This is a genomic window from Paraburkholderia fungorum, from assembly GCF_902833645.1.
In the GTDB taxonomy this organism is placed as follows: Bacteria; Pseudomonadota; Gammaproteobacteria; order Burkholderiales; family Burkholderiaceae; genus Paraburkholderia; species Paraburkholderia fungorum.
This window is the reverse complement of record NZ_CADFGE010000014.1, coordinates 73,000-84,851: the sequence shown is the minus strand read 5'-3', so window position 1 is coordinate 84,851 and position 11,852 is coordinate 73,000. Positions and strand designations below refer to the sequence as shown.

Here is an 11,852-nt window from a genome sequence, read left to right as displayed (position 1 = left end):
GCCGGACAATAAAAAACCGCTTCATCGCAAATGCGAACGAAGCGGTTCTTTTTGTTGCGACGCAGCGGCCGCACCCTGACGCGCCTTGAATACCGAGTGGCGCAAGGCTCGTTGAGGCGCTTATTGCTTGATGCCTTCCGACTGGATATGCAGCTTGGTGTCCATGCTGAAGCCGTACTTGGCGCCGAAATCCATGCCGTACTGGCTGCGGTCGAAATGCGCGCTCGCTTCCACGCCGCACACTTCGCGCTTGAGCACCGGGTGCTGCATGCACTTGAAGGATTCGATCTTCAGATTCAGCGGCTTGGTCACGCCGCGGATCGTCAGGTTGCCGATCACTTCGACGGGCTTGTCGCCGTCGAACCTGATCTCCGTGCCCTTGTAAGTCACCGACGGATACTTGGCGACGTCAAAGAATGCATCCGTCTTCAGATGTTCGTCGAGCTTGCTGTTGCCGGTATCGACCGACGCCGGATCGACCGTGACGTCCACCGTACCGGTTTTCGCCGCGCGGTCGAGGGTGACGGTGCCGGAGCTCTTGGTGAACTTGCCGCGCCATACCGAGAGGCCGCCGAAGTGGTCCGCCTCGAAGCTCGGATAGGTGTGGGTCGGGTCGAGTTGATAGGTGTCGGCGGCAGCCAACGCGCCAAGCGAGAACGATGAGGCCAATGCGCCGACGGCGATCAACAGGGAAGTTTTCAATTCAGGCTCCTTACGTTTTCTGAAATGCTTGAAGGATAGCGGCTACGCCCAACCAGCGCGGCGAACCTCACTTGCGTGCGGCAACAATATGAAATTTGATCACCACCTCGTCGGCGACCACCGAGGTGTCTTTCCATTCGCCGGTGCCGATGTCGAATTGCGAACGCTTGATCGGCAGCGAGCCGTCGAACGTCTGCGTCGCGCCCTGCTGGGTGACCGTGACCGGCACCACGACAGTCTGCGATTTACCCTTGATGGTCAGCTTGCCGGTGACCTTGAACTGATTGCCGCCGGCCGGGGCGATCGCGCTCGACACAAAGGTGGCAGTCGGATAGGTCTTTGCGTCGAACCAGTCCTTGCCACGCACCTGATCGTTGTAGCTTTCGTCGCCGAGGTCGTAGCTGCCGACGTCGATACTGAGCTGTGCACTGCCGTCGGCCGGTTTTGCCGGGTCGAACTTCACCTGCGCGGTAAATTTACCGAACTTGCCTTCCACCGGCACGTTCATCTGCTTTGACGTGGCCGTCACCGAGCTTTTGGCGACGTCGACTTGCGCGAGCGCGCTGCCGGCCGCGGTCAGCGAGGCTGCTGCGAACGCGGCGAGCATATAGCGATAAAACGAAACTTTCATGGTTATCCTTATTTGATGAAAGGGAGCATGCGCGACAACAGACCGTCGCGGTCCAGCCATTGATGCTTGAGCGCCGCCACGACGTGCAGCGCGACCAGCACGAGCAACGTGTAATTCAACGCAATATGCACGTTCTTCAACAGTTCCTTGAGGTGCGGGTCCGGTGCGATCAGACGCGGCAGCGGAATCAGGCCGAGGTACACCACCGGTATATTGGCCGCCGAGCTATACAGATAGCCGGAAGCGGGAATCACGATCATCAGCACGTAGAGCAGCAGATGCGTGAGATGCGCGGCGCCGCGCTGCCAGGCCGGCATGCGGCGCGGCAGCGGCGGGGCCGCGTGCGTGGCGCGCCACAGAATGCGCAGCACGGCGAGCGCGAACACCGTCACACCGATCCATTTATGCCACGAGAAATAGCGCAGCTTGGTGGGCGTAAAGCCGGGGATGTCGGTCATCACCCAACCGAGCGCGAAACCGCATACGATCAGCAGCGCGATCAGCCAGTGAAAGGCGATGGCAGTCCGCGTGTAGGACTCCCGGCCACCGAAAGAAGGATTGAGTGCCATGACAGGTCAACGCAAGCTAAGAGAGGATAACGGCGCAGCCGGCCCTGCTATTCCATGCTGCATCGTACAGTTCGATAAAAAGCGTGGCGGCTGCGGCACACGCCAAGGCCGCCATGCTACCGCAAGCGGAAGAAGCTGGCTTGGCCTGGTCCGATGCGAAGCGGGTGGCCGGGATCGCCGCCGGTTAGAAAATTTTCCCGCGTATCGAACGGTATTGAACAATTGGGGACGGAGAGTGTCAGAATCAGTCGATTGTATGTAAGACTAGTCGTGATGCCGACGTCGCCCGCACACAACAGCGCCTGGGCCAACGGCCGGCCCGGCGGCGAAGCGCGTTTGATACTATTGCTCCAGGCTTACAGTTTCACTTTTTCTCCGGCCTGCCGCGAAACCGGCATTGCACGCCTGTCCTCACGTCGTTAGCCCTTCTGCCGTATGGAACATAACAACCTGATTGCGTGCCATGAATGCGATGCGCTGTTCAGCAAGCCCCGGCTTGTCGGGCGGTCGGTCGCGCGCTGCCCGCGCTGCGGCGCGACGCTCTATCGCGGTGTCTCCCGCAAGCTCGACAGCATCTGTGCGATGACACTGGCTGCGCTGATCACCTTCATCATTGCCCAGGCTTTCCCGATCGTCGAACTCGAAACCAACGGCATCACCTCGCAAACCACGCTGTTCGGCGCGCTCATCGCGCTATGGGGCGAGGACATGCAGATCGTCGCGGTCATGGTGTTCTGCTCGACCATCCTGTTCCCGCTGACCGAACTGGTCGCGCTGCTTTATGTGCTGATCCCGCTGCGCGCCGGTTACGTGCCGGTCGCCTTCAATCATGTGTTGCGCGCCATTCAGTTCGTGCGGCCGTGGGGCATGATCGAAGTATTCATGCTTGGCGTGCTGATTACCATCGTGAAGATGGTGAGTCTCGCTCGCGTGATTCCCGAAGCGGCGCTCTTTGCGTTCGGCGTGCTGACGCTGATGATCGCCGTGGTCCTCACGTTCGATCCGCGCGTGCTGTGGGACCTCGCCGACGAAATGAACGACCGCAGCAAGAAACCGCTGCCGCGCACCGCTGCGGATAGCGCAGCGGCTGCCGTCAGTTCCCTCGATACGCCGCCCGCGTCGCCCGATGTCCAGGGCACGAATCAATCCGCATTGCCGCCGGCTGTCCCGCCGGCGCCGCACCAGGGATGAGCGCACGATGAAATATGTGACCGCGAAGAGCGCGGGTCTGGTCTCCTGCCACGCATGCGGACGCGTGGAGCCGCGCATCCGCTCGGTCACGGCCCAACACTGCAGCCGCTGCGGCGCGGTGCTGCACCGGCGCAACCCCGACAGCCTGATGCGCACCTGGGCGCTGCTGATCGCAGCGGCCTTGCTGTATATTCCCGCAAATTTGCTGCCGGTGATGCATACGTCGTCGCTGCTAGGCTCGGAGGACGACACCATCATGAGCGGTGTCGTGTACTTCTGGACCTCGGGTGACTGGCCGTTGGCCGTGATCGTGTTTATCGCCAGCATCATGGTGCCGATGCTCAAACTCAGCGTGCTCGTGCTGCTCACCGCCACTGCGCAGCGCCGCTCGCGCTGGCGGCCTGAGCAACGCACCACGCTCTACCGGATGGTCGAGCGGATCGGGCGCTGGTCGATGCTCGACGTGTTTGTCGTCACGCTCACCGTCGCGCTGGTCCGCTTCAAGTCGCTTGCCGTGATCACGGCCGGACCGGGCGCGATCGCGTTCGGTTCGGTGGTGATTCTGACGATGATGGCATCCATGCAATTCGATCCACGGCTCATCTGGGACAACGTGGAAGGCAGTACCCAAAAACCCTCAGGACCTCGACCATGACTAGCCCGCAAGGACCGACGCCCGCCTCCGATGCGCCGCGCAACGATTCGAACGGACCGAAGCTGCCGCCCCAATTGCCGGACCCAGACATCGAACCGCGCAGCCGGTGGCTGCCCTCGCTCGTCTGGGTCATTCCGTTGATCGCCGCACTGATCGGCCTCGCGCTCGTGATCAAGTCGGTGACCGAGAAAGGCCCGACCATCACGATCAGTTTCATTAGCGCCGAGGGCCTCGAACCCGGCAAGACCAAGGTCAAGTACAAGGACGTCGACGTCGGCTCGGTGAAGACCATCACGTTGTCCAAAGATCTTTCGCACGTGCTGGTTCAGGTGCAGCTCACCAAGGAAGGCGAAAACTTCGCAGTGAAGGATTCGCGTTTCTGGGTGGTGCGCCCTCGCATCGGCGCGAGCGGCGTGTCCGGGTTGACCACGCTGCTCTCGGGCGCATATATCGGCGCCGACGCCGGCCATTCGCCGGACACCGAAAAGAACTTCGTCGGCCTCGAAACGCCCCCGCCTATCACGGGCGACCAGAAGGGCCACCAGTTCATTCTGCACGGCGACTCGCTCGGCTCGATCGACATCGGCTCGCCAATCTTCTACCGGCGTGTGCAGGTTGGCCAGGTGGTCGGCTTCTCGCTCGACAAGGACGGCACCGGCGTAACGATGCAGGTGTTCGTGTCGGCGCCGTTCGACCAGTACGTCGGCACCAATTCACGCTGGTGGCATGCGAGCGGCGTCGATCTGCGGCTCGACTCGAGCGGCTTCAAGCTGAACACGCAATCGCTCGCGACGGTGATCGTCGGCGGTTTGTCGTTCCAGTCGCCGCCGGGCCAGGGCGTGGGCGCGCAGGCGCCGAACAACATGACGTTCCGCCTCGCCTCGGATGAACAGGACGCGATGCGCGAGCCGGATGGCGTGCCGTTGCGCGTGGTGATGAACTTCAACCAGTCGCTGCGTGGGCTGTCGGTCGGCGCGACCGTCGATTTCCGCGGCATCGTGCTGGGTCAGGTGACCAACATCGGCATCGACTACGATCCGAAGACGCGCAGCTTCACGATGCCGGTCACGATGAATCTGTATCCGGACCGTCTCGGCAAGCGCTTCCGCGAAACCGCGCCGACCCCGGGCACGCTCGCCGGCCAGACCTTGCTGCAACAGCTCGTCAAGCACGGCTTGCGCGGCCAGTTGCGCACCGGGAATCTGATTACGAGCCAGTTGTATGTGGCGCTCGATATTTTCCCGAAAGCGCCGCCGGCCACGGTTGACGTAACGGGCGATCCGCTCGAGTTGCCGACCATTCCGAACACGCTCGACGAACTGCAACTGCAAGTTGCCGACATTGCGAAGAAGCTCGACAAGGTGCCGTTCGACGAGATCGGGACGAACCTGAACAGCGCGTTGAAGAATGCCGACCAGCTGTTCACGCGACTCGACAAGGAAGTCGTGCCGGAGGCCCGCGACACGCTGGCCTCGGCGAAGCGCACGTTCGGTTCGGCGGAGGCGACGTTGCAGCAGGACTCGCCGTTGCAGTCGGATGTTCATCAGGCGTTGCAGGAACTGACACGCACGTTGCAGTCGCTGAATGCGCTGTCGGATTATCTGGAGCGTCATCCGGAATCGCTGTTGCGCGGTAAATCAGGAGATAAACCATGACGTTTGCCCGGCTCCCCCGCCCGCCGCGCGGGCTTGTGCGCGGCGCTGTTTATGTCGGCGCTCTGGCCGGACTGATGGCGATGGCGGCGTGTTCGTCGCCGAGCAGCCGCTTTTATACGCTCGGCGCGGATGGCGCGCCTGCCGGTTCTGCGGCGCCGGTCAGCGCCCGGACGGCTGCGCCTGCATGGCTGATCGAAGTCGCGCCGATCGATGTGCCGCCGCAAGTGGCGAAGAATCAGTTGGTGGTGCAGACGGGGCCGACGCAGGTCCAGGTACTCGAACAGGAGCGTTGGGCTTCGTTGCCCGGTGACGAGATTCGTCGGGCTTTGTCGACCAGTCTGACGCAGCAGTTGGGCACGATCGATGTGTACGGCACCGCGTATCCGGATACGACGCCGGTGTACCGGGTCAGCATGAATGTGCAGCGGTTCGAGTCGTGGCCGGGGTCGCATGCGTTGATCGATGCGGTGTGGAGTGTGCGGGCTGTGCGTGGGACGGCTGTGATGACGTGCCGGAGTGTGGTGAGGGAGCCGGTTAGCGGCGGCTACGATGCGCTTGTTGATGGGCATCGGGCTGCGTTGCAGAGGATTGCTTTGCAGGTGGCTCGTGGTGTGCAGGCTATGGCTGCTGCTAAAGGTGGCTCCGCCGGGAAGGGGGGTGGGGTTGCTGTGCCGGTGTGTCCTCCCGCTGTGGAGGCTGGTGCCGCTGGCAGTTGAAAAAGGGTTTTGCCTTGTCGGCGGTCTGGTTGTCCGTGCGCTTGGGGTGTTGGCCTTTCCTTGCTTTGTTCGTGGTCTATTAGCGTTGCCCCTGTGCGGGGCGGCACCTACTTTTCTTTGCCTGCCGCAAAGAAAAGTAGGCAAAAGAAAGCGGCTCAAACCGCTAATTCTTAAGCGGGTCCCCCGCACAGCCACGGTAGTGGTGCATCTGGAATCCGTCACCTCGCACACTCCGCGTTAGTGACAAAGCACTCATCAGCTCCCACTCCGCACTGCGTGCGTCGCGGACGGGTCTGCCAAGGAAACCGGCGGCCGGGTGGGGCGCCTGGTACACTTGGTACACCTGATGGTTTGGGAAACGGGTATCGGCGCGCGCAGCGCCGCCGGAGGTATGACTGCCTTGTCACTAAGGCGAAGTGTGCGAGGCGACAGATTCCAGATGCACCACTACCGCTACTGTGCGGGGGACCCGCTTATGAGCTGGCGGGGTGAAGCCGCTTTCTTTGCTTATCTTTCTTTGCGGCGGCAAAGAAAGTAAGTGCCGCCCCGCACAGGGGCAACGCTAATAGACCACGAACAATTCAAGGAAAGGCCAAAAAGGCTAAAAGACCAAAGCACAGATCAACAAGGAACCCGCCGAAACAGGCAAACAAAGCAAAATGTTCACTTCAATCAAAAGATTCATAAAAAAATGGCGTGCCTCCCGCGACGGCGGCCACCAGTTGGACGCCCTGCTAGCGATCGCAGACAAAACCGCCCCTTATCCAGACCGCAGCGAATGGCTGATCGAACTCGCCCACTGGATCCACCGCGGCCGCACAGTCCAACCCGACCATCTCGACGCCGCCGAAACCACCACCCCAGCGCACACAAGAATCCGCTATCTCCTCCACGTGCTGGACCGCAACCCGGCCTGGAAAGCCAACGTCGCCGGCATTCTCCGCGCGCTCCTGCGCGAAAGCGACGGCCTCTCGCTGCTCTGCGACGCCGGCATGCCCGTCCACTCCGGGTTCTTCGGCGCACTCTTCGAACGCCTCGAAGCCTCGCTCATCCCGCCCGCGCCAAACCGCCGCGACCTGCGAGCAATCGTCACGCTGATGTTCGGCCAGCAACGCGACGCCGAATGGATCGCCAATCTGCCCACCGATCTGCTCACCCGCATCCGCGCCCTCCTCGACTACGACCAGAACGACAGCGAACAACGCGACGTCACCCCTTTCTCGCTCGACCTGCTGGCCGCGCTGCACAACCTCACCTGCCAGATCAGCTCAACCGGTCTGTCGCAAACCGTCCGCAGCCGGCTCGGCGAAGTCGACCTCCGCGATGCCGGCGATGTACGCGTCGCCATGGAAAAGCAGCCGTTCTACCGGCTCACGCGCGCCATGCTGGCCGTCGAAGCAGCCCATCAGGCCGTCAGCGCAGGCGGCCCGCAAGACAAGCTGCTGCATGAGGTCAACTACCTGCGCCTGCTGCTCGACGAATGCCGCAGCGCCACCGACAACGTCTTCGCCCATCTTTACCGCAATGGCGTCAGTGTCGACATCGTGTTCCAGGTCGAACGCATGCGCATGCGCATCGTGCGCGCGGAACATCTGCTGAACGCCTGGATGACGCAGGACGATCCGCACGCCAGCGCACGTCTCGCCGCCGAACTGGTGAACGCGAATCACGCGAGCCAGAGCGTCGCCCATCTCGTACGCAGCAATTTCTCGCTACTGGCGCGCAAGGTCGTCGAGTACAGCGCCGATACCGGCGAACACTACATCGCGCGCGATCGTGCCGAATACCTGAAGATGCTGCGCATGGCAGCTGGCGGCGGCCTCGTGACCGTCGTCACGGTCTGCGTGAAATTCGCTATCACCGGTGCACATCTGCAATCGATGTTCGAAGGGCTGCTCGCCGGCATCAACTACTCGGCCAGCTTCCTGCTGATGCACTTCCTGCACTTCTCGCTCGCCACCAAGCAACCAGCAATGACCGCGCCCACCCTCGCCCGTGAACTGGACGGCGTCGGCACGCCAGCAGGCGTGGACAGCTTCGTGAGTTCGGTGACCGCACTGATGCGCACCCAGGCAGCCGCGGTGCTCGGCAACGTGCTACTGGTGTTTCCGGTGTGCTTCGGCGTGCAATTGCTGTGGCATGCGCTCTTCAATGCCAACATCATTTCGCCGGAGAAGGCGCACGCCACGCTGCACTCGTTCTCGCTGCTCGGCCCGACACCGTTCTATGCCGCGTTGACGGGCGTGCTGCTGTGGTCGTCGAGTTTGCTGTCGGGCTGGGCGGACAACTGGTTCGTCCTGCATCGCGTGGCCGACGCGCTTGCCTATAACCGGCGCCTGCGCATGACACTCGGCGTGGCCGGCGCCGCCCGGCTCGCCGCGTTTTGCCGCTCGAACGTAGCCGGCGTGGTGGGCAATATCACGCTCGGCCTCATGCTCGGACTCGTGCCAGCGATCCTGACCGCGTTCGCCTTCACTTTCGAAGTGCGTCACGTGACGCTCAGCGCCGGCTCGATCGGCGTGGCGCTCGGCGTGCTGGGTAAGGACGCGCTGAAACTACCGGAGCTGTGGTGGGCGGTCGCGGGCGTCGGCAGCATGGCGATCCTCAACGTGGCCGTGAGTTTCGCCCTCGCCTTCTACATGGCGGTGAAATCGCGCGACTTGCGGCGCAATGCGGTGCGCTCGCTGCGTGGCGCGATCTGGCAGCGGGTGTTCAGGCATCCGCTCGAGCTGGTATGGCCGGCCAAAGCGGCGCCACAAGACAAATAGAGCCATTCGCGGGGGTCGCCCGGCAATCGGCTGCCATGCCTTCCATGTGCGGCGCCGGGCGTCCCTGAAACCACGCGCTGCTCATGCGCTGCTCATGCGCTGCTCATGCGCTACTCACGCATTACTCACGAGCGCAGGCCGCGCGCATACACCGCCGCGCCTCCGGGAACGCCCCCTGCCTGGGCCGTCACCCCGACCGCGTACAATAGCGCCTTATCTAACGCCTTCCGGCAACCTCAATGTCCTTCGATTTCTTCCTTCCCTGTCCGCGCGGCCTTGAAGCCTCGCTCGCCACCGAGCTCGCCGAAATTGCCGCGAAGCACCTGAACGGCGCACCGTTCACGGCCGGCGCGCAAGTGCCCGGCGGTGTGCATTTCCGCGGCGGCTGGGCCGCCGGCATGGCCGCCAACCTGTACTCGCGCCTCGCGAGCCGCGTGCTGCTGAAAATCGCGCATCGGCCGTATCGCAGCGAACAGGACATTTACGCGCTCGCGCTCGAACAGCGCTGGGAGCAGTGGTTCTCGGCGAATGAAACGCTGCGCGTGGACGTCACCGCGATCAAATCGCCGCTGCGCAGCCTCGAATTCACGACGCTGCGGGTCAAGGACGCAATCTGCGACCGTTTGCGCGAAGTGAGCGGCGCCCGTCCGAGCATCGATACCGCCATGCCCGACGTGCGCGTGTTCGCGTTCCTCACCGCCACCGATTGCACGCTGTACCTCGACACCTCCGGCGATCCGCTCTTCAAGCGCGGCTGGCGTCTCGACAAGGGCGCGGCGCCACTGCGCGAGAATCTCGCGGCGGGCATCCTGCGCCTGACCGGCTGGACTGCCGGCACGCCGCTGTACGACCCGATGTGCGGCAGCGGCACCTTCCTCGCGGAAGCCGCGCAAGTGGCGCTGAATATCGCGCCAGGCGCGGAGCGCCGCTTCGGCTTCGAGAAGCTCAAGCAATTCGAAGCCAAAACCTGGCAACCGATGAAGGCCGCCGCGCTCGACGCCAAACACGCCGCCCGTAGCTCGCGCGCCGATCTGCAGATCTTCGGCAGCGACATTTCCGGGGACATGCTCGACAAAGCACGCGCTAACTTCCAGCGCGCCGGCCTGCCGACTATTCCGCTCAAGCAGGTTGACGCGCGCGGCATGACGGCGCCGTCGGCCGAACCGGGCATTCTCGTGGCGAATCCGCCGTATGGCGAACGGATCGAAGTGCGCGGCCGCAACGCACGCGGCGAAATCCGCGAAGGTCGCGCCACGCGTGAAGGCCGCGACGACGATAGCTTCCGCCGCGCTCAGGAAGAAACGCCGGACAGCGAATTCTTCCAGTCGCTCGGCGATGCGCTGAAGCAGCGCTTTACCGGCTGGCATGCGTTCATTCTGACGTCGGATCGCAAGCTGCCGGGCCAGATGCGTCTGCGCGAGTCGACCAAGACGCCGCTCTTTAACGGCGCGCTCGAATGCCGGCTGTTCCGCTTCGATCTGATCGCGGGCAGCGTGCGCCAACGGCCGCAGAACAACGACACGCCGGCGGCCTAAGCCGGAGCAGAACGACATCGAACAACCGCGGACCTGGTCCGCGGTTTTTTTTCGCCCGCACCTCAGTATTGCGGCACCCGCGACTCCCGCGATTCCCGCCACGCCCTACTGACACTACGCTGTCAGTAGCCCTCACGCACACTCCTTCTCACGCCATCCGGCGCTTTGCACGGCTTACCGCCATTCACAGGAGAGTGTCATGTCCGCTTCATCCAAAGTTGTTGCATGGTTCGAGATTCCGTCCGTCGATTTCGCTCGCGCCGTGCGCTTTTACGAAGCCGCGCTCGACGTCAAGCTGCGCCATGAGGAAGTCGGCGGCCAGCCGATCGCCATCTTCGGTTATGAGGAACCGGCCACCGGCGGCGCAATCGTCCATAGCCCGTCGACGACGCCGAGCGGCGACGGCGTGCTCGTCTATCTGAACGCCCAGCCGACGGTCGACGCCACCCTCGCCCGTATCGAAAAGGCCGGCGGCAAAACCGACGGTCCGGTGATCAAGCTGCCGCAGGACATCGGCTACATCGCGTTCTTCACCGATACGGAAGGCAACCGCCTCGGCCTGCACTCGCTGACCAACGGTTGAGCACGTGACTCGGCGCATCAGCGCGGCGGCCGGCAGGCGCCGCACGGAACGCTGACCGGAGCGCGGCATGCGGCGCTATCATCGTGGGTCTGTCCCCGTCCTTTTCTACAAGACGCCCACGATGACGCGACGCGCCGACCGCCTGTTCCAGATCGCCGAACTGTTACGCGGCCGACGTCTGACCACCGCGCAACAACTCGCCGACTGGCTGAATATCTCGCTGCGCACGGTCTATCGCGACGTGCGCGATCTACAGCTCTCAGGTGTGCCAATCGAAGGCGAAGCGGGTATCGGCTACCGCCTGAGCCGCGCGGCGAGCCTGCCGCCCCTCACCTTCACCGCCGACGAGTTGGCCGCGCTCGCAGCGGGCGCACGCATGCTCGAATCGTGGGGCGGCGCCGGCTTCGCGAGCGGCGCACGCGGGGCGTTGGCGAAGATCGCCTCGGCAATGCCCGCCGACAAACGCGCCACGCTCGAACGTCTGGCGATCTTCGCGCCGTCGTTTCATATCAAGGCGGATTTTTCGGCGAAGGTAGACGTGCTGCACCGGGCGATCGATGCACGTCAGGTGGTGAGCTTCGCCTATACCGATGCGAACAGCGCGGAGACCGAGCGGCGCGTGTGGCCACTGTCGATGGCTTATTGGGGGGCGCGCTGGACGCTCGGCGCGTGGTGCGAATTGCGCGGCGATTTCCGCAATTTCGGGCTGGAGAGAATCCGCGATCTTCAGGTGCTTGAAACGTATCCGGATCAGGAAGGACGACGATTGGCGGATTGGCTACGGCACGTGACTGGAAAGCCGCGGTAGCGTCATGGGATACGCTTTGGTGACGCGAGTGCGCGCGCG

At 63.3% G+C, this 11,852-nt stretch carries 10 protein-coding genes and 1 pseudogene; 8 read left to right on the top strand and 3 right to left on the bottom strand.

Translation table 11 applies throughout. The annotated features are described in order from the left end of the window. Positions 1-120 precede the first annotated feature (120 nt). The 3 genes from HWX91_RS33015 to HWX91_RS33005 form a co-directional block, all read right to left on the bottom strand. Positions 121-690 (bottom strand): YceI family protein, encoded by a 570-nt coding sequence (locus tag HWX91_RS33015; protein WP_028198863.1) that lies wholly within the window; start codon positions 688-690, stop codon positions 121-123. Between the two features lie 79 nt (positions 691-769). Further along, on the bottom strand, positions 770-1,333 hold the full coding sequence (locus tag HWX91_RS33010; RefSeq protein WP_028198864.1) for a YceI family protein: 564 nt from the start codon (positions 1,331-1,333) through the stop codon (positions 770-772). 8 nt (positions 1,334-1,341) lie between these two features. Then, entirely contained in the window at positions 1,342-1,902 is a 561-nt protein-coding gene (locus HWX91_RS33005; protein ID WP_028198865.1) for a cytochrome b, read from the bottom strand. Between the two features lie 435 nt (positions 1,903-2,337). Here HWX91_RS33005 and HWX91_RS33000 point away from each other — a divergent pair, with 435 nt between their 5' ends. The 8 genes and pseudogenes from HWX91_RS33000 to HWX91_RS32965 all read left to right on the top strand — a co-directional run bounded on the left by HWX91_RS33000 (position 2,338) and on the right by HWX91_RS32965 (position 11,813). After that, entirely contained in the window at positions 2,338-3,093 is a 756-nt protein-coding gene (locus tag HWX91_RS33000) for a paraquat-inducible protein A (protein ID WP_028198866.1), read from the top strand. 7 nt (positions 3,094-3,100) lie between these two features. Then, positions 3,101-3,752 (top strand): annotated as a pseudogene (locus tag HWX91_RS32995) (paraquat-inducible protein A). Next, positions 3,745-5,403 carry a PqiB family protein gene (locus HWX91_RS32990; protein WP_028198867.1) on the top strand — a complete coding sequence of 553 codons (1,659 nt, stop codon included), beginning with the start codon at positions 3,745-3,747 and terminating at the stop codon, positions 5,401-5,403. Before HWX91_RS32995 ends, HWX91_RS32990 begins: the two are co-directional and overlap by 8 nt. Beyond that, positions 5,400-6,119 (top strand): PqiC family protein, encoded by a 720-nt coding sequence (locus HWX91_RS32985; RefSeq protein WP_028198868.1) that lies wholly within the window; start codon positions 5,400-5,402, stop codon positions 6,117-6,119. The genes HWX91_RS32990 and HWX91_RS32985 overlap by 4 nt, the downstream gene beginning before the upstream one ends. Positions 6,120-6,778: 659 nt before the next feature. After that, positions 6,779-8,887 carry a site-specific recombinase gene (locus HWX91_RS32980; RefSeq protein WP_028198869.1) on the top strand — a complete coding sequence of 703 codons (2,109 nt, stop codon included), beginning with the start codon at positions 6,779-6,781 and terminating at the stop codon, positions 8,885-8,887. A gap of 239 nt (positions 8,888-9,126) precedes the next feature. Next, positions 9,127-10,422 carry a THUMP domain-containing class I SAM-dependent RNA methyltransferase gene (locus HWX91_RS32975; protein WP_028198870.1) on the top strand — a complete coding sequence of 432 codons (1,296 nt, stop codon included), beginning with the start codon at positions 9,127-9,129 and terminating at the stop codon, positions 10,420-10,422. Between the two features lie 199 nt (positions 10,423-10,621). Then, positions 10,622-11,005, top strand: coding sequence for a VOC family protein (locus HWX91_RS32970; protein ID WP_028198871.1), 384 nt, complete (start codon positions 10,622-10,624; stop codon positions 11,003-11,005). Between the two features lie 67 nt (positions 11,006-11,072). Beyond that, positions 11,073-11,813, top strand: coding sequence for a helix-turn-helix transcriptional regulator (locus HWX91_RS32965; protein ID WP_028198872.1), 741 nt, complete (start codon positions 11,073-11,075; stop codon positions 11,811-11,813). The last annotated feature ends 39 nt before the right edge of the window (positions 11,814-11,852 follow it).